Source organism: Streptomyces rhizosphaerihabitans (genome assembly GCF_025399795.1).
Lineage (GTDB): Bacteria > Actinomycetota > Actinomycetes > Streptomycetales > Streptomycetaceae > Streptomyces > Streptomyces rhizosphaerihabitans.
In genome coordinates this window covers 177,308-199,215 of the sequence record NZ_JAODTZ010000013.1, presented here as the reverse complement: position 1 = coordinate 199,215, position 21,908 = coordinate 177,308, and the positions used below count along the sequence as shown (strand labels likewise).

Genomic DNA, 21,908 nt, shown 5'->3' with positions numbered 1-21,908 from the left:
GCCCTCGCCCCGGCCACGCCGCAGGTCCAGCGGGCAGCAGCTTCGTACTCCGGACCGGAGGGTTCGGGCGCAGCGACGACCGGCTCCCCGGCCCCGGTTCAGCGCGTCCCGGTCGTCCGGCCCGCGCCGCCCCGCCAGGGGACGGCCGCCCCGGTCGCCGCCGTACCAGCGAGGCCGCTGCCGGTGACCGCCCCGCAGGCGCCGCCGCTCGCGGACCGTCCGCCGGCCGGCTCGGCACCAGGGGGAGCCGTCCCCGTGGTCCGGCCGAGGACCGTTACGGCGGCCGGCGGGACGGGCGCGACGGGCGGGACCGGCGGGACCGGCGAGGCGGCACTCGCGGTGCAGCGCGACGCACGCGGCCGCTCGCGGTCGTCCTCCGCGCCCCCCGCGCCGTCGACAGGCGCCCCGGCCAAGGAGGTTCCGGCACCCGGCCGGAAGCGGTCGTCGTCCGTGTCCTCCGCGGCCCCCGCGGCCACCGCGTCATCCGCCGCCTCCGGCGAGAAGGCGGCCCGCCGCACCGAGACACCTCAGGACGACCCGGGCCTGGACCTGGACGACCTGGCGCGCCGCCTGCTCGACCCGATGGCCCGGCTGCTGCGCACCGAGCTGCGCCGCGGCCGGGACCGCACGGGCCGCCCCTACGACGGACGCCGCTGAGAACCAGAACGGATGACGGACGAATGACGGACAACATCTTCGCGACGAGCGTGTTCTTCCGGCTCGCGATCGGCGGCAACGACCTGGGCGCCTTCCACACCTGCTCCGGCATGGGCGCCGAGGTGGAGATGGAGAGCTACGCCGAGGGCGGCAACAACGGCTTCACCTGGCAACTGCCCGGACGCGTGACCTGGTCGAACATCACGCTCACCCGGCCGGTCACCGCCGACACGGCGAAGATCGCCCGCTGGCTCGACGAGACGCTGAAGCGGGTGGAGCCCAAGGACGGCGAGATCGTGGCCCTGAAACCGGACCTGACGAAGATCATCAGCTGGCAGGTGTTCGGGATCGTCCCGGTGCGCTGGCAGGGGCCGTCCTTCGACCCCGCCAGTTCGCAGGCCGCGGTGGAGACCCTGGAGATCGCCCACGAGGGGCTGCGCCCGTCCTGACACGCCCTCATCAAGCAGTGTCCCAGCACCAGTTCCGCACCCAGTTCCGCACCACGTATCGGCTCCCGGAAAGGAGGTCCCGCCATGTCATCAGCGCGCGCCAGTCGGGCCAGGGCCAAGCTGACCCTGAAGGAGCCCCCGGCGTCGGTCGGCGCGAAGCCCGGCGGGACCGTCGCCCAGCTCGACCTCCAGTTCAACCCCTCCACCCTGCAGCTGAGCAAGACCACCGAGTGGCGGCGCTCCCCGTCCCGGATGGCGGGGCAGTCGGCACTGCCCGAGTTCGTCGGCAGCGGCCCGCGCACGCTGAGCCTGGAGGTGTTCCTGGACGCCACCGCCAAACACGACAACTCCGTGGAGCAGGCGGTGGAGAAGCTGATGAAGGCGTGCGTGCCGACCCCGGCCAGCCTGGGCCGCAAGAAGCCGGCCAGCCCGTGGGTCCGGTTCACCTGGGGCACCGCCCGGACGACGTCGTTCGACGGGGTGCTCTCCAGCCTGTCGGTGTCGTACACGCTGTTCGACGTCGACGGCAGGCCGCTGCGGGCCACCTGCGCGCTGTCGATCGAGGAGGCGAGCGTCGACCCGCCGGGCCAGAACCCGACGTCCGGCTCGCGCACCGCCCGCAGTACGCACACCGTGGTGGCGGGCGACAGCCTGGCCATGCTGGCCTGGCGGGAATACGGCGACGCGACGGCCTGGCGGGTCATCGCGGAGGCGAACGGAATCGACGACCCGATGGCGCTCGCGCCCGGCACCGAACTGGTGGTGCCGGGGCTGCGGGACGCGGACGGTGAGGAGGAGCGATGACCACCGAGGCAAGGGGCCGGTTGTTCACGGCGGACCCCGTGGTGGAGACGCCCGCCGAACTTCCGCAGATCTGGGCCGCCCAGCTGGTGAGCTGCGTGGTGGACGAGAACGTGGGCCTGCCCGACGCGGCACAGCTCACCTTCCGCGACCCCGACCACGAGTTCCTGCAGGCGACGGGCATCACCATCGGCACCCCGCTGAAGGTGTCGGTGGTGACCGTGTCCGGACAGGCGCGCGAGCAGCTGTTCAACGGCGAGGTGACGGCCCTCGAACTGGACCGGGACAGCACGGGCTCGTTCACCGTGGTGCGCGCCTACTCCAAGGCGCACCGCCTCCAGCGGGGCCGGAAGGTGGTGGCGTACCGGAACATGACGGCGTCGGCGATCGTCCGCAAGGTGGCCGCCGGGGCCGGGCTGGCCTGCGGCACCGTGCAGGCCGCGCCGGTCACCTACAAGCAGCTCTCCCAGGCGAACGTGTCCGACTGGGACTTCCTGCAGTTCCTGGCGGGGGAGAGCGGCGCGCTGGTGCGCGTCGACGACAAGGGGCTGCTCCAGTTCACCAAGCCGGTCAAGGCGTCCGGCGCGCCTGCGCCGTCGACCTCGTCGTCCCGCGACCCGATGGTGCTGGAGTACGGGGCGAACCTGCTCGCGCTGCGGGCCTCGCTGTCGGCGGCGGACGGGGCGTCGCAGGTGGAGGTGCGCGGCTGGGACGTCACCACCAAGAAGCCGCTGGTGTCCCGACAGCCGTCGGTGACCAGTGACACGGTGGTTCCGGGCCTGAGCCCGGCGCTCGCCGCCGCCCGGTTCGGCAAGTCGGCGAAGCTGACTGTCACGGACACCCCGTACCGCACCCTGGCCGAGACGACCGCGGTCGCGGACGCGGTGTCCGATCAGGTCAGCGCTGGTTTCGCCGAGTTGGAGGCGGTGGCCGAGGGCAACCCGCGGCTGCGGGCCGGCAAGCCCGTGGCGCTCGGCAACGTCGGGCAGGCGTTCTCCGGCAAGTACACGGCGACGGCGGTGCGGCACGTCCTCGAACCGCACGGCGGGTACCGGACGACGGTGTGGGTGAGCGCAAGCCCGGACCGCTCCCTGACCGGCCTGGTGACCGGCGCCGACGCGCCCGGCCGCGGCTCGCGCATGCCGGGTCTGGCGATCGGCGTGGTGACGGACGTACGCGAGATCGGCGGCGCCGAGAACGGCTCGGTGAAGCTGAAGTTCCCCTGGCTGGACGACACGTACACCACCGACTGGGTGCGCACCGTGCAGTGGGGCGGCAAGGGCGGCGGAGGCGTGTTCAGCCCCGAGGTCAACGACGAGGTCCTGATCGGGTTCGAACAGGGCCTGCTGGACAGCCCGTACGTCATCGGCGGGCTCTACAACGGCGTCGACAAGCCGTCGCCCCACAAGGTCCCGCTGATCGACAAGGCCACCGGAAAGGTCAACCGCCGCTCCGTCGTGTCGCGTTCGGGGCACCGGATGGAGCTCCTGGACGCGAGGGCTCCGGGCCAGTCCGGCCTCAGGCTCGTCAGTGGTGACGAGCGCCTCGAAGTAAGCCTCGACCAACGGCGGGGCCGGATCGAGCTGACGGTGTACGCCGGGAAGGGCCGGCAGCCCCTCACCTCCGTCCTGCTCGACAAGAAGGGCATCACCCTGGACGCGGGGCGGGGCGACGTGAGCATCTCGGGCGGGAACGTGGACATCCAGGGCCGGGTCGGCGTGAAGATCGGCGGCCGCACGGTGAGCGTCACCGGCAGCTCGGACGTCACCGTCGACGGCGGTCTGCTCGGCGTCCTCAAGGCCAAGCTCATCCGGATCAACTGAGGATCGACACCGTGACCAGCGAAAGGAGCACCGCATGCCGGCCGCAGCCCGTACCGGTGACCCCACCAACCACGGCGGCGTGATCGCCACCCCGCCGCCCGGCGCCGCCGCGGCGGTGGCCCGTGTGCTGATCGGCGGCCGTCCCGCCGCCGTCGTGGGCAGCCTGCACACCTGCGTCATTCCCCCGCACGCGGCCCTGGGACCGGGCAACGTGATCATGCCGAACCCGGCCGGGCTCGCCTCCGGCCAGGTCCTCATCGGCGGGCTGCCGGCCGCGCGGGCGCGCGACAGGACGACATGCGGCGCGATGATCGTGACCGGCGCCTTCAACGTCCTGATCGGGGGCCTGTGATGGGCGAGCGGTTCGATCGGCGTGGGTGTCCGCTCCCGTTGCGGGCCGGGCGCCCCGTGTGCGGTGGCGTGGTCCTGCCCGGCGCTCCGGGCGTCCGGACCGGGAGCGTGTCATGAGCGACCGGTTCATCGGCCGGGGCTGGGCGTTCCCGCTGCGGGTCGGGCCGACCGGCGGGATCGGCATGGTCGAACGGGAGCGGGAGATCGAGGAGGCGATCCGCCTGGTACTCGGCACCGCACCCGGCGAGCGCCCCATGCGCCCCGAGTTCGGCTGCGGCATCCACGACTACGTCTTCGCCCCCGGCGACGGCGCCACCGCCGGACTCGTCGCACAGCAGGTGCGCGAGGCCCTGGAACGGTGGGAGCCGCGCATCGCGGTGGACGACGTGGTGGTCGCCTACGACGCCGTCGAGGCCGGAACCCTCTACATCGACGTGCGCTACACCATGCGTTCCACCAATGACCGGCGCAACCTGGTCTTTCCCTTCTACACGATCCCCTCCGAGGAGGGGGCCGAGGAATTGGTCGCCGACTGATGGCCCTGCCCTCCCCCAACCTGGACGACCGGCGGTTCCAGCAACTCGTCGACGAGGCGAAGCGGTACGTGCAGCAGCGCGCCCCGGAGTGGACCGACCACAACGTCTCCGACCCGGGCGTCACCCTGATCGAGACGTTCGCCTATCTCGTGGACCAGTTGCTGTACCGGCTGAACCGGGTCCCGGACAAGAACTACACCGCGTTCCTCGACCTGTTGGGCATCCGGCTGTTCCCGCCGGCCGCGGCCGCGGCCGAGGTCGACTTCTGGCTGTCGGCGCCGCAGCCCGACACGGTGACGCTGACCCCGGGCACCGAGGTGACCACCGCGGGCGGCGAGGGCGACGAGGCCGTGGTGTTCACGACCGTGGACGAACTGCGCATCGTACCCAGCGAGTTGGTACGGCTGGTGACCGCGCCCCGGACCGGTGAGCAGACCGACCGGACCAGGACGCTCGCCGAGGCCGGCGACGTACGGTGCTTCCAGCCGGCACCGGAGCCGGGCGACGCGCTGTTGTTCGGCCTGCCGACGGCGGTACCGCGCTGTGTCGTCGCCGTACAGCTGGACAGCCGCACGGAGGGCGTCGGCGTGGACCCGCGCCAGCCCCCGCTGGTGTGGGAGGCGTGGGCCGGCGGCGGCTGGCAGGTGTGCGAGACCGGTGAGGACACCACCGGCGGCCTGAACCGGCCCGGCGAGGTCATCGTGTACGTACCGGCCGGGCACACGGCGTCGGTGATCGGCGGGACCCGGGCCGGCTGGCTGCGCTGCCGCGTCACCGAGGCGGAACCGGGCCAGCCGTTCTACTCGGAGTCCCCGACGGTGCGCGAGGCGGTGGTGTTCACCGTGGGCGGCACCATGTTCGTCGAGCATGCCGAGACCGAGACCGACGTACCGCTCGGCACCTCGGAGGGGGTCTCCGGGCAGACGTTCCGGCTCGGCCGCCCGCCGGTCCTCCTCGACGGCGAGCCCCCCGTGGTGGAGGTGTCCTCGGAGGAGGGCTGGCAGCGCTGGGAGGTGGTGGAGCACTTCGGCCGCTCCGGCCCCGCCGACCGGCACGTCCGCGTCGACGCCACCACCGGAGAGTTCAGCTTCCCGCCGGTGCTGCGCGAGCCGGACGGCACGCTGCGGCAGTGCGGTGCCGTGCCGCCCAAGGGCGCCCAGATACGGGTGGCCCGCTACCGCACCGGCGGCGGACCGGCCGGCAACGTCGCCCGCGGCGCGATCTCCGTGCTGCGCAGCTCCGTTCCCTACGTCGCCCGGGTCGTCAACCGGGAGGCGGCGCGCGGCGGCGTCGCCGGCGAGAGCATCGACAACGCCAAGCTGCGGGCACCGGACGCGCTGCGGATGCAGGAACGCGCGGTGACCGCCGAGGACTACGAGATCATCAGCCGCCAGGCGGCACCCTCGGTGCGCCGGGTCCGCTGTCTGCCCGCGGCGGACGGCGCGGGCGCGGTACGGGTCCTGGTGGTGCCGGACGCGGTGGCCGACGAGGGCGACGACCGGCTCCGCTTCGAGCAGTTGATCCCCTCCGACCAGGTGCTCGAAGCGATCACCGCGAGCCTCGACGAACGGCGCCTGATCGGCACCCGCCTCGTCGTGGAGCCGCCGGCCTACCAGGGCGTCACCGTGGTGGCCCGGCTCGCGGCGGCGCCGGGCGACACCGACCGGGTGCGCGACGCGGCGCTCGCCGCGCTGTTCCGGCACCTCAACCCGCTGCACGGTGGTCCGGACGGCACCGGGTGGCCCTTCGGACGGCCGGTGCAGTACGGCGATGTGTTCGGCGTGCTGCAACGCGCCACCGGCAACGCGCTGGTGGAGGAGATCCTGCTGTTCGCCGCCGACCCGATCACCGGGCGGCGAGGAGCACCGACGGACCGCGTCGACGTGGCCGCGGGCGCGCTGGTCTTCTCCTACCAGCACCAGGTGGTCGTCACGGCGGTCGGGCCGGACGCGGGGACAGGGATCCGGGGATGAGCCGCGCCGCCGTACCCGGCCTGCCCAGCCAGTACCCGATCGGCGGGCAGCTGCCCGCCCTGTACGCCGACGACAACTTCGCGCAGCGGTTCACGGCCGGCCTCGACACCGTCCTCGCCCCGGTGTTCGCGACCCTCGACAACCTGCCCGCCTACCTCGACCCCCGGGTGGCTCCGAGCGACTTCCTGGCCTGGCTGGCGTCGTGGGTGGGCGCCGCCGACCACCCGCAGTGGCCGGTGGAGCTGCGCCGCGAGGCGGTGGTCCGCGCGGTGGAGCTGCACCGGTGGCGCGGCACCAGGCGCGGCCTGGTCGAGGGTCTGCGGCTCGCGCTCGGCGTGCACGCCGAGGTGAGCGGGGACGGCGGCGCGGCGTGGTCGAGCACCGCCGGTACCGACCTGCCGCCCGAGCCCCCCGCCGAGACCCTGGTCCGGGTGTGGCCGGGCCGCGAGGAACGGGTGGACGAGCGCCGGGTCCACGAGGTCGTCCGGGCCATGTGCCCGGTGCACACCGTCTGCCGGGTGGAGATCCTGCCCGGCCCGCCCACCGACGAAGGGAGGTGATGTCATGCGCGCATGTCCCGTGTGCGGGGCATCCAACGGCTCCACGGACGACTTCTGCGGCAACTGCGGGTCGTACCTGGGGTGGTCGGACAGTACGTCGCCTTCGGGTACGCCCGCGGAGCCGCCTCCTTCGGGCACGTCCGCGGAGCCGTCGCCTTCGGGCACGTCCGCGGAGCCGTCAGTCACGCGTGTGCCCCGGCCCATGGCTTCGGAGCCGCCGGTGCCGAGCACACCTGCCGAACCCCCGGCCGCGCCGGATGCCACCCGGTCCGAGCCGCCGGCCGCCACTCCGGCGCCCTCGTCACCCCCGGCCGGGGAGCCGGCGTCCGCCGCGCCCGCCCGCGGTTCGTCGCTGCGCCCGCGGCTGACGGGTCGCGGCCGCGGTGAGGAGCGGCGGGCGAGCACGGCGTCGGCCGCGGGCTCACGCGACCGCGACGGCGATGGCGCGGGCTCACGCGACCGCGAGGGTGAGGGCGAGGGCTCCGGGACCACCTCCGGCCGGCACGGGGAGACGGCAAGCCCCGCGCCCCGGCCCGGCCCCGACGATGCCGGTGCCGAGCCCTCCGCTCCCGCCCCCCGCCCGACCACCCGCGAGGCCTCCCGCACCGACGAGGCCGCCCCCACGAGCGCGGCGTCCGCGGCCCCTGTCACCCACCCTGCTCCGGCCACTCCACCCGCTCCGGCTCCTCGGAACTCGCCGGGCCCCCGACCCCCGGTCGTCCCCACCCCCACCCCCGACACGCCGACTCCCGCGCCCATCCAGCCCGTACGCCCCGCGAAGCCGGTGGCCCCCCGGCCGGTCGTACGTCCCGCAGAGGTCCCCGACGAAGTGGCAGGCGCCCCCTGCCCCTCCTGCGGCACCCCCAACCCGCCCGGCCGTCGGTTCTGCCGGCGTTGCGCGACCGCGCTGAACCCCGCCGCGAAGCCCGAACCGCTGCCGTGGTGGCGGACCGTGTGGCCGTTCCGCCGTCGGGTGCGGGCGGGTTCGGGCAGGGCGGTGCGGCTCCTGGTGATCCTGGCCGTGGTGGTGGCGCTGTGCGCCGGCGCTCTCCTGCTGCTCCCGGCCGGACGTGCCCTGTTCGAGGACACCCGGGACAAACTGGGCAAGCCCAAGCCCGTGACCCCGGTGGGCATCAGGGCGAGCGCCGAGGTCCCCGGGCACCCGGCGAAGAACACCACGGACGGACTGAGCAACAGCTACTGGGGCGCGCCCGCGCCCGGCGCCTCGGTGACCTACACCTTCGGCAAGCCGTTCCGGATGGTCGACCTCCTCATCACCAACGGCCCGTCCAAGAACCCGGAGGACTACCACAGTCAGGCACGCGCACTCCAAGTGGACCTGGAGGTGACGACGTCGGACGGCGAGCGGCAGAACAAGCAGCTCACCCTCAGCGACAAACCGGGCGACCAGACGATCCCCACCGGGATCAGCGACGTGAAGACGGTACGCCTGACCCTGCGCTCGCCCGTCGGCCTGACTTCGGGCCGCCGACTGGCCCTCGCGGAGGTGGAGTTCTTCCAGCGAAGCTGACTCGGCGCCAAGAGCGAACGGCTCTACGAGGACTGCTCGGCCGGCTCGTCCGTGGCAGGCCGGCGGGCGCGGCTCCGGCGGTCGTACGCCGCCTGGGCCGCCGCCCGCAGCCGTACATAGAAGGGGTTGTCCTGACTGGTCTGCCACATGTGCAGATAGATCAGCATCTGGTTGAGCACGGTGTCGTACTCGACCAGGGTGCCGGACGCGTCTCCGGCCGCCCTGCCCCAGCCGACCAGCTGCTCCTTCTGCGCTGCGGTGATCTTGCCCGCCTTCTCGAAGGAGCTCGCGTACTGCTCCAGCTTCTGCGGCTGAGCGCCGTAGCCCAGCTTCTCCTCCAGCATTCCCTGCTGGAACTCGTCGAACTCGGGGTTCCCGGCCAGCGCCGCTTTCAGATCGGCGAGCGACTGCTTGCGCTCCGCCGCCAGCGCCGCGACCTCCTCGTCGGTCGCCCCGGACTGCACCAGCTCCATCACCGGGCTGCTGTCGAACGCCTGATGGGCCGCGACATGGGTCAGCTCATGGGCTATGTGCCCCAGCAGGAACGAGGTTCCGCCCCTGACCTGGGTGTCGACGTTGAACGTGAACGCCGGGTCGCCAGCGGCGGCGGCCGGGTCGAGCTTCACGCCCCCCATGCCACCCCGCGGGTACTGCATCACGGTCACCAGCGGCGCTACGGCCATCAGTTCCCCGATGACGGCGCGCGTCTCCTCGGGCAGTGTCCCGTCCTCGCGGAGCGCCCCCAGCTTCTGGACGAAATCGCCCATCATCGCGTGGAACCGGTCCGCGGGGACGGCCTGGGCCGCCTTCTGGGCCTCACCGGCCGGCATGCGAAGGTCGAGGTCAGGGTTCTTCCCCTCGCTCATCATGTGGTCGATCTCGGTCAGCAGATCCCGGAAGACCGCCTCGGGATCCAGCTGTCCCTGCGCCGCGTCGGCCTGCTCGCCGAGCCGCTGGGTGCCCCCGACCCGCGACCCTCCGTCGGCCTTGTGGGCGACGTAGTCGCCGCACGCTCTGACGATGTCCTTGAGGGCGAACAGCCGGGCGCCCTGTCTGGCGTCCGGCAGGGCGTAGAACGCCTTGAGCGCCTGGTCCACCCTGACGATCTCGGAGCGGCCGCGCAGCCCGGTGGCCGCCGTGCCCTGCTTGAACTCGTCCTCGGTCATCATCCGGGACACCATGATCATCCGAGAGACGGCAGCGTTGCCCGCGGTGCTCTGCAGTGCCCCGGGGGTGCGAGGACCACGGCTGTTCCGCGCAGGCGTCACATGCGGCGTGCCGTTTGTCTGCCCGGGGACTTCATGCGTACGCATGGACCCACGCTAGGAGGTCCGGAGCCGAGGGCCCCAGGGGCGGAAGGGCACGGTGGGGGCAACACACCTTGCCCCCACCCGCCGACGGGTCGACCGTCGCGGAGCCGACGGCACTCACGTGACCGCAGCGTCGACCAGGTCGAGGTCGCGCAGGTCGAGTGAGCAGATCGGTGCGGCCTCGACGCGACCGCGCGCAAGGCACGCCAGGAAGCTGCGGCCGTGCTGGAAGACGACGCCGTGATCCGGACGATCAACGTTCTGGCACGAATCCGGCACGCGACAACTGATCACGACGGACAGCAAAAAGGCCCGGGTCGATGACCTGGGCCTCTGTCATGGAGCGGGTGACGAGAATCGAACTCGCACTCTCAGCTTGGGAAGCTGCGGGCATTTGCGGCTGGTTTGGGCGCTGATCTGGGCGAACGGCCGAGGTCCGGCCTCGTGAGCCTCGCCTGCTTTCACCGTGATTTCCCGCTGTTCCCCGTTCGATCTGGTGCAGTTGTGGTGCGGGGAGAGCATCGCGCGAGTGCCGGGGGCCATGTAGGTCGAGTGCGCTGTCAGTGCGCATGGCCCGGGTCTTGGATGCGCGGTCGGCCTCCGAGGTGTTCGGCTACGAAGGGGAGATGTGCCCCTGCCTCCGGGGTTCACCTGCCGGGGCGCGGAAGGTGACCTGCCGACGGGCGGCCTCATCGATCTCGTCGAGGGTGAGCAGAGGGGTGGCCCGGGTTTGGAGGGCTCCGCTGGCCTTGACGGTGAGGCTGACGGCGGCCATGGAGACCGGGTCGGGGAAGTCGACGATGAGCACGATGTCGTCCTCCCCGAAGGCGAAGTACATGGCCTCGACCTGCCCGCCGAGGTCGGTGACGACATGGTCGACGGCGGCGCGGCGGCCGCTGGCGCCTTCCTTGAGCAGCCCCTTGGTGCCCTCGGGTGTGTAGGTGGCCTGGATGAGGAACTTCGGCATAGGGATGCTTCCCGCCCGTCGCTTGTCCGGTCTGCAATGGCCTTCCCGCTGTCACGGCGGCAGCCACTCGCGGAACGGGGGATTCACTCGTTGGAACCCGAACTGATGAATGAGACGGAAAGTGAGACGGCGCGGCGGTCGTTGTCAGTACTGCCTCGTACTGGGCCGTATTCGGCTGTTTGGCCAACGAAACGAGATGCCGTGCCGGGCGTCGCGAGCGTCAAAGGTCTTCGACCTGTGATCATGGAGCGTTCATTAAAAGTGATCGCCGAGGAGTTCCAGGCCGCGGGGGCCGATGTGCCGCTGCCGTGTGGCGCTCGCGGTAACGCGCTGTAGGTGATGTGGTGAACTGGTTGACCTCGCTGCCGGCGGTGGTGCTGGTTGTGGGCGGGCTCTTACTTGCCTTACTGGTCGCGGCCGTGGCGCGGGTCGGCGTCCGGGCGCTCGTACCGGTCGAGGAACGGGATCGGGTGCCGCAGATCGCCACGCCCCTGATGCCGACACTCGGCGCTGCCTTCGCGATCTTTGCGGCACTCACACTGGCCAGCGAGGCCGGCTACCTGCGCGCAGCCGAGGGGCTGGTGAGCGACGAGGCGGCCGCGGCCTCCCGCCTGGCATGGGCGGCGACAAGTCCGCGAGTCCAGTCGGAACCGATCCATGCGGCACTGCTGGACTACTTGCAGAACACGCGTGCCAGGGAGTGGGAGGCTCCAGCAGCGGCGTCCGGTGACGACCCCGCCACCGCTCGCGCGATCGCACGGCTGGAGCGGAGTGTGCGCGCCGAGGCGGCCCGGCCCGAGGTGGGAACCCCGACAGGCACGGAGCTGGTGGCTTCCATGGACGGTGTCACCAGTAGTCGTCGCGCCCGCGTTGCGGCCGCCTCGCGCGACGTTCCCGCGCTCTACGTCGTCACGCTTGTGGTCAGCGGACTGGCCTTGATCGTGAACTCCGGCGCACTGGTCTTCCGCAGCAGCCTGCGAACGTCACTGCTGATCGTAGGTGTTGCGAGTGTGGTCGGGCTGAGCCTGGCGTTGCTCTTCGCACTCAGCGCGCCCTGGAGCGGACCGTTCATCGTCAGTGGGCATCCACTCGACGCCATCATCGGGAACCTGAAGTCCGGCTTCTTCGACGGCGGGCCGTAGGCGGCGGGCGCGATCAGTACGCCGACAACTGATCACCGGTTGCCGTGACCTGCGGGTTGCCCGAGGAGTCGATCCCCGCTGTTCCCCGTGGTTCCCCGCACGATCTGGTACGCACCTGGCAGGTGAGCCCTCGGTCGGTTGCGGCCCCGCAGTCGTTGGCCAGGTGCTTAGAAGGCGCTTGGCCCGTACGCTCGCAATCGAGCCCTGGCCTGGGCAATCACCCCCGCCGAAGACGGCTTGCCACCCGACTTCGACAGGCATTCGACACAGCGCGGATTACTCGTAGATGGTCGCGGCTCGCAGAGCTCGTGCGAAGAACGTCCAGTCACCGAAGGCAGGCAGCTCGCGGCCGGTGTTGTTGTACCAGCCGTCCGCGTCGTCGATCCATGCCGCCAAGGCCTCCAGGAAGCTCGGGAGGTCCGCGTTCTCCCATGAGCTTCCATCTTCGGCATGGCTGCGATGTAGGGAGCGAACGAAGGCTGCCAGGTCTTCTCTGCTGTCGACGTGCTCAGGAGAAGTGGTCATGCCCGGAGACCACTGGGCGCGCCGACTGCCCGGTGACTACCGCCTTGTAAGGGCGGACGTGGTCGGCGACCAGGATGCCCAGGTCGCTCTGGCTGTAGAGCCAGCCCAGCTCATCGGAGCATCTCGACTGTGGCGAGCCGCCGTTGACCGTGATTGACCGCACGATGTGGCACGGCCGTGGCACGAGGACCGCTTCGTCCCGAATCAACTTGGGTGGGGGGCCGCCCTTGAACTGGTGGGCGCCTCATCTGCGTTGAGGGTCCGCAGGTGTGTGCGCTCGTCCGCTGCCGTACGTCGGCGTTGTCACGCAGTTAGACACTCACTGAGACGAGTGGATGAAAGCCCCTGCCCCCTGTCGTACAACCGTTCGCTCCCTTTGGCGGTCTCCTGTGGCGCAGCCCTGATCTGAACGGCAGATGTCCATGGGCTGATGCAGAGATGAAAGGGCGGACGTATGCGCAGAGTTCGAAGACTGGCCGTGCTGGCCACCGTGACGGCCGTGTCGGTGGGCGCGGTCGTGCTGGGCGCGGGCGGTCCCGCCGGTGCGGTGCCGAGCTCCAAGGCGTCGGCGGCCGGCAAGTCGGCCGACTTCAACGGGGACGGCTACGGTGACCTGGCCGTCTCGGCGAACGGCTACGTCGCGGTGATGTACGGGACGAAGACGGGTCTCAGCGCCTCCCGGCACCAGGTGCTGTCCGCCAATCCGGGTTCCAACGACGCAGGCGCGTACATCGGTTTCGGTGATTCGACTGCGGCGGGGGACCTGGACGGCGACGGCTACGACGACCTGGTGGTGGGCGTCTATTACGAGGCCCCGGCGGGGGCGATCTTCTGGGGCGGCCCCAGGGGACTGTCCGGCCGCACACCCCTCTCCTTCTCCCCCGGTCTGGTGCTCGTGGACGACTTCGACGGCGATGGCCAGGACGACCTCGTCACCTCCACGAACACGGACTACCTCAACGTGGAGACCAGACTGTCCCGGGGCCCGTTCGGCCGGGACGGCACGTCCGCCTCGACCAGCCTCGTGGACACCGGGATCACGCCCGACAGTCTGGCGGCCGGGGACGTCAACGGCGACCACGTGTCCGACCTGCTTTCCGTGGGAAGACGTAACGGCACCGCCGACGCCTCCCTGGTGCTCGGCTCGAAGAACGGCTTCGGACCCGCCAAGGACTTCTCCACCAAGGTCAACTCGGGGAGCCTCGCGGACGTCGACGGCGACGGCTACGCCGACGTCGTCCTCGGTGCCGGACTGGAGGGCTACCAGCCCAAGGGCGTCGTGGGCGGTTCGGTCCTCGTCCAGTACGGCGGCGCGGGAGGCGTGAGCACCACCCGCAAGCCGGTGCGCATCAGCCAGGACACCACCGGTGTGCCCGGCACCGGCGAGAAGGCCGACCGGTTCGGCTACGACCTGGACACCGGCGACGTCGACGGCGACGGCTACGCCGACGTCGCGATCGGAGTGATGCAGGAAAGCATCTCCGGGGTCCGCTTCACCGGCGCGGTGACCGTGCTGCGCGGCTCGTCCAAGGGACTGACCGCAACCGGTGCCGTGTCCTGGCACCAGAACACGGCCGGAGTACCGGGTGCCAACGAGTCCTACGACATGTTCGGCTCGCGGGTTTCCCTCCTCGACATGAACGGTGACGGACGAAGTGAACTCGCCGCCGGCACGGACGGTGAGAACAACTACGAGGGCAACCTCTGGTACTTCAGGTCCGGCAGCAAGGGCCTGACCACGAACCAGGTCGTCTCCATCGGCCCCAAGACCGTCGGACTGACAGCCAAAAACCGCTACTTCGCCCGTCGGCTGACCAAGTAGCCCCATACCCGAACCGGCCCGGGACAACAAGGGACCCCCAGGTCGTCGACCTGGGGGTTTCGCGTGGAGCGGGTGACGAGAATCGAAGGCCGCTCCGTCATGGGCTTCGTCCACCGCGTTCAGGGCCAGGACGACGCGTTCCACGACGGCAAAGACCTCGCGCATCTGGCAGCGTCGGCGCGCATGCCACCGCCACCACGATCCGGCCTCTTTCGGTGACACAAGCGTCTTTGACCTGCACCGTTGGGGATCACGGTTCGTCCCCGTGCCCGTGTTGGAATGTGGCCGCTGTGTGCGGCGACGGACGGGCGGCGACCCGGCGCCTCATCTTCACGGGCCCCAACGGCGGGCACGTCTGGCGTACGTCGCTGAACGAAGACCACTGGAAGCCCGTCCTCGCCAAGGTCGGCGTCATCCCCAAGGCCAAGAGCCGTGAACACGCTGCCGCCCGCGAGCACGGCATGCACGCCCTAAGAGGTCCTAACAGAAGCTATTGATCATGTGACTTTCGGCTTGGACGGTCGTTGGTCTGATCGTGGGAACACGTCAGTCGCGGCCGTGGATCGTGTCGGATGAACTGTGGTCGCTCATCGAGCCGTTGCTGCCCGAGCCGGGACCCAAGCTGGTCGAGGGCAGACCGCGGGTGCCGGACCGGCAGGCCTTGTGCGGGATCCTGTTCGTGCTGCACACCGGTATCCAATGGGAGTACCTGCCCCAGGAGTTGGGCTTCGGCTCGGGCATGACCTGTTGGCGGCGCCTGGCCGCGTGGAACGAAGCCGGTGTGTGGGATCAACTGCATCTGGTGCTGCTGAGGAAGCTGCGGGCCGCGAAGCAGCTGGACTGGTCGCGGGCGGTGATCGACTCCTCGCATGTGCGGGCGGCCCGGCGGGGCCCAAAAGCGGACCCAGCCCGGTCGACCGCGCGCGGCCGGGCAGCAAGCACCACGTCGTCACCGACGCCCAGGGCATCCCGCTCGCGGTGTCGCTGACCGGCGGGAACCGCAACGACGTCACCCAGCTTGTGCCCCTGATCGACAAGATTCCCGCGGTTTCCGGCGTCGTGGGACGACCGCGTCGACGCCCCGATGCACTGCTTGCCGACCGCGGCTACGACCACGACAAGTACCGGCGCCTGCTCTGGAAGCGCGGCATCCGCCCCGTGATCGCCGAACGAGGCCAACCCCACGGCTCCGGCCTCGGCGTCTTCCGCTGGGTCGTCGAGCGCACCATCGCCTGGCTCCACGGCTTCCGCCGCTTACGCATCCGCTGGGAACGACGCGACGACATCCACGAAGCCTTCCTCGGCCTCGCCACCTGCCTCATCACCCACCGACACGTCCAACGCCTTTGTTAGGACCTCTAAGGAACTTCTACGCGTCCGTCCTGCTGGACGCCGGAGAGAGCATCAAGGCCCTTGCCGAGTACCTCGGACACTCCGATCCGGGCCTGACGCTGAAGGTGTACGCGCACCTCATGCCGAGCAGTCGGGACCGGGCCCGGAAGGCTCTCGGTGAGGCGCTCAGGCCCCACGACGCGAGGGACTGAGGTACCAGAGAGGTTCCAGCGCATGAAAATGCCTCCCGCCCGCGCCGTTTGCGCAGGTGGAAGGCATGATCACAAAACCTACTTCTTCTTGCCCTGGGTCTTGTCGGGGATCTCAGTGGCCTGCGTTTTCGCTGTTCAGGGGCGGTGGGGCCGTGCGCCTGGTGGTCGTCGTTGGTCGTCCTTGGCCACTGTTGAGCAACGTCGGACGGCCCAGAGACGGCCCAGCTTGGACCCGCTCGGCTGACGGCCAGCACCTTCGACACTCTTCGCCTGCACCTCAGCCGACGATAGTCAGCCACGACGGCGGGTGCGCCGACCGACCACGCACGCGTATGCCTCGCTCCACCCCACCAGCCTCAGCCACGCTGCCTATGCCGTCGACCAGAGCAAGCCGCGGCGGCCGGCCCGTGAGGACAGTGCCTGAACCTCAGCTTGAGAAGCTACTGACTTCGGCTTGTCAGGGTGACGCTTGATCGTCGAGGGTCAGGCCGGTGCCGGCTATGAAGCCGTCGAGGGTGTGGGACCGGTATTGAAGGCGTTTGAGCCGGTTGCGGACGAGGACTTCGAGCCGGTCGAGGGCCATGACGGCGAGGTTGGCGAGACTGCGTTTGACGTGGGCCCATACCCACTCGACGGGGTTCAGGTCGGGTGAGTAGGCGGGCAGCAGGAACACGGTCAGCCACTCACGCTCGGCCACGAATTTCCGCATCCTGCGGGAAACGTGAGTGTTCAGGCGGTCCCAGACCAGCACGATCGGTGCCCTGACGAGCTGGTGGACTCCGTCGACGAGCCCGATGAAATCCCGCTCGCCCATGCTGCGACGTGCCCCCTTGTCTCCGGTGTGGGTCCGAAGGCGGTGGCACAGCCGGGTCCGGGAACCCGGCCGCATCGCTATCAGCCCGGCCACCGACAGCCGTCCGGAACGCCGGCCGCTGATGGTGACGACCGGAGTCACTCCGCGCCGGCCCCAGGTCCGTCCCCGGGGCGGCCTGCGGGTGAACCCGGCTTCGTCCTCGAAGCAGACGTAGCCCCCGCAGGCCGCCCGGGCCCTTTTACCTCCGCCCAGGTCCCCTCCCGCCACGCGCTCACGGCCTGCTCGTCCCGCTCGGCGACCCGCCGGGCGGGGACCTGCGGGCTGAAGCCGAGCCGGTGCATCAACCGGGTGGCGCCGGAGACGCTGTAGGAAACATGGAACTTCCGGCCGATCAGCGTGGCCACCCGGGAAGCGGTCCACACCTGGTCCTCCACCCAGCCGTGCGCGGCCGGGCCCTGCTCCAGATACACGGCCAGCTTTTCCAGACATCGCGGGGACAGGCGACACCTCGATCCGCTCGGACCGCGGGAGGCCAGTGCCTGCACACCGCCCTCCCGCCACAACTGGTGCCACTGATAAGCCGACTTCACGCTCACCCGCAGCCCCCGCGCGACGTCCGACGGCTTGATCTCCTGCTCGAACAGTTCTGCCGCCTGCATCCGCACCGTCTCCCGACGCTGACGCCCCGCAGGAGCCAGCCCGCCCCCATCCGCATATCTCACACACCACGGATACCGTCACCCACCCACACCCACCAGGGACTTCTCGAAGATTCACCCCAACGAGCTGAGGTCAGTAAGCGCATCTAGGGCCTGCTCCGCGACTGACCTGCGACGAAGCGGTGTGAGCGCTTGGCGAGCGGTCGATTGGCTCCCCGATGTTCTCCACTGGATCTGGCACAGGTCTGGCACGACCTTTTCGTCCCGAACTCTTGATGCTGGCCTCTCTATGACTTCCAGAGGTCGGGCACCGTGGACCGATCTTGCGCGATTGTGATCCACACATGCATATCGTGGAAAGTTCGGGAACCGGCAAGCTGACGGTGCGCGTCATTATCTGAAGTCAGCCGGCCTCATTCAACCAACCGAGTCTTGCTGCGGCCCCTATAGCGTGGGATGCTCTGGCTAGGACGGACGGACCTTCGACACAATTCCGCGCTCGAAAACACGAGGGTAGTATGAATTATCCCCGAACGTCTTCAGATTGCGTAGGCAATTTCGAGTGGTGGTACCTCCACGTCGCCTCCCCTGAAGTCTTCCTTACGGTCGTCATTCACAAGACAGACATAAATGGGGGAAATCTCTGCTCTGGCCCCTATGCGTCCATTGCGCTTCGCTCGGATACGTCCGCTCGAATTGATATTAGGAAGAGTGTCTCTATTGAATGGACGGATGCGGGTAATATCCATGTCCCCGGCCTGGCGAGAGAAGATACTGAAGGATGGGATCTTCAATTTGGCTCAGAGGAATTTCAGCTTTCTTGTCGATTGACGAGACTAAGCGAGTCGTGGCGGAAAGAGAGATCTATCCTTTCTCGCAGCATAGATGGAAAGGGTGCCCACTGGTCAGTCCCGATGCCAGTCGGGAGAGCTGTCGGGCGACTGGTCACCAGAAGGCAGGTTCGCAAATTCTCCGGCAGTGCGTACCAAGATCATAATTGGGGGACGTTGCCGATGCATGAATTCCTTGCTGGCTGGAAGTGGGTTTGCATCTCGATGCCAGCACGCTGCTACGTGGCCGCAAAATTGGATCACAAAGACGGATCTAGCGCCCTCATCGGTTTACTTGACGGTAACTATGGTCGCCGAGAGGTAAGCCGCAGAGTCGCAGCACGAGCGTTTCAAATCTGCGATTCCCCCGAGGTGTTCAGTACGCCCTTTAAGTGTAGGTCCTACGAGATTCCCGATTTCGGAGCTACGGAGTATTCGAGGGCTGCACTATCACCGGGTCTCGCACCTCAGTGGTTCGGGTTCAGGGAAAAAGTGATCTTCAAGAGCGGAGCTTGAGGTAGATGCTTGTCGGTGCTTCCAGTGTTCTGGCAATGTCGGTCGGAGGGTTTTTCCTTACCTACGGGGTATCGATATTTTTCGGCCTTTCCACTTTGGCCCTAGGGATCATCACGTTGCGCTATAAGATCCGTGAGCATCAAGCGGACATTGACCACATCGTGGGTGCAGATCGCCGAGCAACTCTTTTTCTGACGCGTGAACCAATGCTTAAAGAGCTTGGGGAAATGCACAAGAGAGCCGAGTCGGGTGATGTGATTTGGGGTCAATGCGTTGCCTGCGGGAACTATACAGACGAAGTGCGGGGCGCTATTCTGCGGTCTGCCGGGAAAGGTGTTAGCTTCAAAATCATCGCTAACGCATACTCTCCTTCCTTAGCGGAGTTTCACGCCCTGTTTGATCCTATCGCTAGTGCTGAACTGCTTGAAGCGACGGACAATGCAATTAGCGTTCAGGGGTTGAGTGATAAGGAAGTTGTTATCAGTATCCGAGAGGTAACGGCCTACACGGGCGTAATGATTAGGGACCCTTACGTGGTCCGTATCGTGCGCACATGGTTCGATGAAAGGTTTTCGGCCATCTCCGGAGGGAGTTGAGTGGCGTATGGGGATCTTGTTCCGAGATCGAGTAGCGATGGCACGGTTGGCCCGGTTATGTTTTCGGAATAAGAGAATTCGGGAACTCGCTGTGGTGTCCCAGCGTTGTTGCCGAGCAGTCTCTTGGTCTTCGTCGCTGCCCGCACCGAATGGGGGAACTGGCCCAGCAGTTGCAGGAATAGTGGGTCGGTGTAGCGGCTTTGGGGTGGCGCTGCTTTGGCGCGAGTGATCATGGCCCCGTAAGCTTCCGGCGCGTCGGGCAGTCTGTGGACCTGCCCGGTAAAGCACGACGTTGGGGCCATGATCTTCGAGGCTCGCGCCAAAGTGGCTCCGTAAAGCCGTGGAGCTGACCGCCCAGGCCACGACGTACCCCTTTCTCTGACATCAGGCGGCTGATCGCCATGAGCGCGGCACGGGCGCCGGCCGGGCTGGAGCGGGGCGGAGACATGAGCGCAGGCCCGGCCGGGGGCCGGGCCGCGCGCGGGGAGCGGAGCGAGCCGCCTTGAACCAGTAGAGAAAGTTTGAATCACGTCGTGCCAGTGGAGCCTGTCCCGGCTCGGGTGCTACCGCAGGTTGGCGAGCCAGGGCCGAGCGCTTGACCTGGCACGATGATCTCTGTGGAAGCCAATGATTCGTGGGAATCTGTGCCTACGGTGAATGTCCGTCTGTGGCCCGCGGATGCCGTCGTGCTGTTCGACTGGTTGATGAGCACCGATCTGAACACGGTGCCGATCACGCACCCCGCGCAGAAGCAGGCCTTGGCGGATCTTCTGAGCCGTTTTGAGTGGGCGGCTGACGTCGATGTCACAGAGTGCACGGCTCAGGAGGTCTCTGCTGCGCAAGCGGAGGTCGCCAAGGACATGGGCTGGTAGGGGCTCGGTTGATCCGCATGAATCGGATGGCGCCCCCATGCTTGGGGTTTGTGCTCGCGTAGGTCAGCGTGCTTTCTGGGCTGGGTGCTTGCCGAGGCTTGGTGTAGAACGCTGGGTATGGGGAGTGAGCGGCAGGAGCGAATGCGGACGCTGGGGGCACGTCTTCGGGCTCTGCGCGTGGATGTCGGCCTGACTGGTGCCGTGTTGGCGCAGCGGGCTGGAGTGGGTCAGCCGACGGTGTCCAAGGTGGAGAACGGCCGGATGGTTCCCAGCCGTGACGTCCTTGACCGCCTGTCCGGAGCTCTCGGCCTGGATGCCTCCGTAATCGCGGAGCTGCGAGTGGCCCTCGCCGAAGTTGAGTCGGCTCCTTCTGCGGGCGCAGACGACACCCTGTCGGGCTCGAGTGTTTCCGCGGATGCCGTGGTCGACCTGGCGGTGCGTGGTGCCCAACTCGTTCGGTCATTCCAGTGCGTTGTCCTGCCGGCCATGCTCCAGAGCGCGGAGTACGCCCGGCACGTATTCGCGAGCACACCTGGTGCGGATGCGGCTGAAGTTGGGAAGGCTGTCGCGGCTCGGGTGGAGCGGCAGAGCGTCTTGTACGAACCCGGACGGGAATCCGTCTTCGTGGTGACCGAGGGCGTGCTCCGGACGTGGCCCGGCAGTCCGGCCCTGATGCTTGCTCAGCTCGACCGGCTGCTCGCGGTGGAGAGCCTGACTACCGTGCGGTTCGGGGTCCTCCCGTGGGACCGGCCGGTGCCGGTCATGCCGCGGCACGGCTTCACCTTGTGCGACCAGGAGACGGTGGTCGTGGAGACCTTCCGGGATGAGCGGGCGGAGAAGGACCCGGATGTGTTCGCGTCGTACGAGGAGGCATTCGCCCAGTTCGAGAGCGCGGCTGTCTTCGGCGATGGGGCGCGGGAACTGCTGATGCGGATCATGAGGGATCTGCGAGTCCTGGCTGAGGACGTCACCCCATAGAGGAATAATTCCTCTGAATGCCTAGAAGCTTGGCACGCCGAGGAATACGCTGCCTGTGTGCTGTCTAGCCCTCTAGACGAGAAGTGTTCCTCTTGCTTGCGAAGTGGTGCCGTCCGTTCCCTGGCCTGCCGCAACAGGTCGCTGAAGCCCGTTACTTCGTCGCCGCTCTGATGGAGGCCGAGGGTCCCCGCATGGTGGAGAACGCCGTCCTCATCGTCAGTGAGCTGGCGTCCAATGCCGTCCGGCACTCCCGGAGCGGCCGTAAGGGCGGCTGGTTCCTCGTGATCGTCGTGCTTGACGACGACCGAGTGCGCATCGAGGTGATCGACGAGGGCGGCTATGGCAGGCCGCAGCTGCTCGCCGCCAATGACTGGGAGGAGGAAGGCGGGCGTGGGCTGTTGCTGATGGCGACCTGCGCCAAGGACTGGGGAGTGAAGGAACGGACGCACGGTCGGTCCGTCTGGGCCGAGCTCGCGCGAGCCGGCACATGATCCCTGCCGCTCTGGCCGGCCGCCTTGCATGCCCCGCAGGCGGCGGGGGATGAGTCCTCGCGGGATACCTGGCTATCGGTCGGGCTTCTACGTAGTTGATTTTCGAACGGGACGGCGTCTCCCGCCCGAACCGTCTAGGGCCCTAGACTCCTGGGTGCGTA

General features: G+C 68.7%; 20 protein-coding genes and 4 pseudogenes. 18 read left to right on the top strand and 6 right to left on the bottom strand.

All coding sequences use genetic code 11. The features are described from left to right. From N4G66_RS16115 to N4G66_RS16075, 9 genes and pseudogenes are all read left to right on the top strand, one after another. A pseudogene (locus N4G66_RS16115) lies at positions 1 to 657 on the top strand (hypothetical protein); the annotation flags it as partial. A 23-nt stretch (positions 658 to 680) separates the two neighbouring features. Continuing rightward, entirely contained in the window at positions 681 to 1,106 is a 426-nt protein-coding gene (locus N4G66_RS16110) for a phage tail protein (protein ID WP_261704786.1), read from the top strand. 84 nt (positions 1,107 to 1,190) lie between these two features. Then, positions 1,191 to 1,910 carry a CIS tube protein gene (locus N4G66_RS16105; RefSeq protein ID WP_261704785.1) on the top strand — a complete coding sequence of 240 codons (720 nt, stop codon included), beginning with the start codon at positions 1,191 to 1,193 and terminating at the stop codon, positions 1,908 to 1,910. Then, entirely contained in the window at positions 1,907 to 3,730 is a 1,824-nt protein-coding gene (locus N4G66_RS16100) for a VgrG-related protein (protein ID WP_261704784.1), read from the top strand. Before N4G66_RS16105 ends, N4G66_RS16100 begins: the two co-directional genes overlap by 4 nt. Before the next feature lie 34 nt (positions 3,731 to 3,764). After that, positions 3,765 to 4,082, top strand: a complete 318-nt coding sequence (locus tag N4G66_RS16095; protein WP_261704783.1) for a PAAR domain-containing protein — start codon at positions 3,765 to 3,767, stop codon at positions 4,080 to 4,082. A 112-nt stretch (positions 4,083 to 4,194) separates the two neighbouring features. After that, positions 4,195 to 4,617: a GPW/gp25 family protein gene (locus tag N4G66_RS16090; protein ID WP_261704782.1), complete on the top strand. Its 423-nt coding sequence runs from the start codon at positions 4,195 to 4,197 to the stop codon at positions 4,615 to 4,617. Continuing rightward, the gene (locus N4G66_RS16085; RefSeq protein WP_261704781.1) at positions 4,617 to 6,590 is read left to right on the top strand and encodes a putative baseplate assembly protein; all 1,974 of its coding nucleotides are present in this window, start codon (positions 4,617 to 4,619) and stop codon (positions 6,588 to 6,590) included. Before N4G66_RS16090 ends, N4G66_RS16085 begins: the two co-directional genes overlap by 1 nt. Continuing rightward, positions 6,587 to 7,150: a phage tail protein gene (locus N4G66_RS16080; protein ID WP_261704780.1), complete on the top strand. Its 564-nt coding sequence runs from the start codon at positions 6,587 to 6,589 to the stop codon at positions 7,148 to 7,150. Before N4G66_RS16085 ends, N4G66_RS16080 begins: the two co-directional genes overlap by 4 nt. A 220-nt stretch (positions 7,151 to 7,370) precedes the next feature. Further along, positions 7,371 to 8,681, top strand: coding sequence for an NADase-type glycan-binding domain-containing protein (locus N4G66_RS16075; protein WP_261704779.1), 1,311 nt, complete (start codon positions 7,371 to 7,373; stop codon positions 8,679 to 8,681). Positions 8,682 to 8,704: 23 nt separating this feature from the next. Here N4G66_RS16075 and N4G66_RS16070 read toward each other — a convergent pair whose 3' ends face one another. The 3 genes from N4G66_RS16070 to N4G66_RS16060 form a co-directional block, all read right to left on the bottom strand. After that, positions 8,705 to 9,868, bottom strand: coding sequence for a hypothetical protein (locus tag N4G66_RS16070; protein ID WP_261704778.1), 1,164 nt, complete (start codon positions 9,866 to 9,868; stop codon positions 8,705 to 8,707). 240 nt (positions 9,869 to 10,108) lie between these two features. Further along, complete coding sequence (locus N4G66_RS16065; protein WP_261704777.1) at positions 10,109 to 10,285, bottom strand: hypothetical protein; 177 nt, start codon at positions 10,283 to 10,285, stop codon at positions 10,109 to 10,111. 319 nt (positions 10,286 to 10,604) lie between these two features. Then, positions 10,605 to 10,958, bottom strand: a complete 354-nt coding sequence (locus tag N4G66_RS16060; protein ID WP_261704776.1) for a GYD domain-containing protein — start codon at positions 10,956 to 10,958, stop codon at positions 10,605 to 10,607. 344 nt (positions 10,959 to 11,302) lie between these two features. On the opposite strand from N4G66_RS16060, the gene N4G66_RS16055 reads away from it, so the two are divergent. Next, positions 11,303 to 12,100 (top strand): bestrophin-like domain, encoded by a 798-nt coding sequence (locus N4G66_RS16055; protein WP_261704775.1) that lies wholly within the window; start codon positions 11,303 to 11,305, stop codon positions 12,098 to 12,100. A 276-nt stretch (positions 12,101 to 12,376) separates the two neighbouring features. Here the strand turns inward: N4G66_RS16055 and N4G66_RS16050 are convergent, their stop codons facing one another. Beyond that, a complete protein-coding gene (locus N4G66_RS16050; protein ID WP_261704774.1) occupies positions 12,377 to 12,625 on the bottom strand; it encodes a DUF7660 family protein in 249 nt (82 codons plus the stop codon). Beyond that, entirely contained in the window at positions 12,609 to 12,788 is a 180-nt protein-coding gene (locus tag N4G66_RS16045; protein ID WP_261704773.1) for a hypothetical protein, read from the bottom strand. The genes N4G66_RS16050 and N4G66_RS16045 overlap by 17 nt, the downstream gene beginning before the upstream one ends. Positions 12,789 to 13,079: 291 nt before the next feature. Between N4G66_RS16045 and N4G66_RS16040 the strand changes: the two genes are divergently transcribed. The 4 genes and pseudogenes from N4G66_RS16040 to N4G66_RS16025 form a co-directional block, all read left to right on the top strand. Continuing rightward, positions 13,080 to 14,447, top strand: coding sequence for an FG-GAP repeat protein (locus N4G66_RS16040; RefSeq protein ID WP_261704772.1), 1,368 nt, complete (start codon positions 13,080 to 13,082; stop codon positions 14,445 to 14,447). A gap of 299 nt (positions 14,448 to 14,746) precedes the next feature. Beyond that, positions 14,747 to 14,923: pseudogene (locus N4G66_RS16035) on the top strand (site-specific integrase); the annotation flags it as partial. A gap of 59 nt (positions 14,924 to 14,982) precedes the next feature. After that, a pseudogene (locus N4G66_RS16030) lies at positions 14,983 to 15,800 on the top strand (IS5 family transposase). A gap of 5 nt (positions 15,801 to 15,805) precedes the next feature. Beyond that, positions 15,806 to 15,991, top strand: a pseudogene (locus N4G66_RS16025) (site-specific integrase); the annotation flags it as partial. A 457-nt stretch (positions 15,992 to 16,448) separates the two neighbouring features. On the opposite strand, the gene N4G66_RS46215 reads toward N4G66_RS16025, so the two are convergent. Then, positions 16,449 to 17,527, bottom strand: a protein-coding gene (locus tag N4G66_RS46215; protein ID WP_449343314.1) for an IS630 family transposase whose coding sequence is annotated in 2 segments (ribosomal slippage) — positions 16,449 to 17,026 and positions 17,026 to 17,527 — 1,080 coding nt in all. Because the reading frame shifts where the segments join, the coding sequence is not laid out codon by codon here. Positions 17,528 to 18,815: 1,288 nt separating this feature from the next. Here N4G66_RS46215 and N4G66_RS16010 point away from each other — a divergent pair. From N4G66_RS16010 to N4G66_RS15995, 4 genes are all read left to right on the top strand, one after another. Next, positions 18,816 to 19,406, top strand: coding sequence for a hypothetical protein (locus N4G66_RS16010; protein ID WP_261704769.1), 591 nt, complete (start codon positions 18,816 to 18,818; stop codon positions 19,404 to 19,406). A 608-nt stretch (positions 19,407 to 20,014) separates the two neighbouring features. Next, the gene (locus N4G66_RS16005) at positions 20,015 to 20,278 is read left to right on the top strand and encodes a hypothetical protein (protein ID WP_261704768.1); all 264 of its coding nucleotides are present in this window, start codon (positions 20,015 to 20,017) and stop codon (positions 20,276 to 20,278) included. A 117-nt stretch (positions 20,279 to 20,395) separates the two neighbouring features. After that, complete coding sequence (locus N4G66_RS16000; RefSeq protein WP_315903646.1) at positions 20,396 to 21,256, top strand: helix-turn-helix domain-containing protein; 861 nt, start codon at positions 20,396 to 20,398, stop codon at positions 21,254 to 21,256. Between the two features lie 83 nt (positions 21,257 to 21,339). Further along, complete coding sequence (locus N4G66_RS15995) at positions 21,340 to 21,747, top strand: ATP-binding protein (protein ID WP_315903645.1); 408 nt, start codon at positions 21,340 to 21,342, stop codon at positions 21,745 to 21,747. Positions 21,748 to 21,908: the final 161 nt, after the last annotated feature.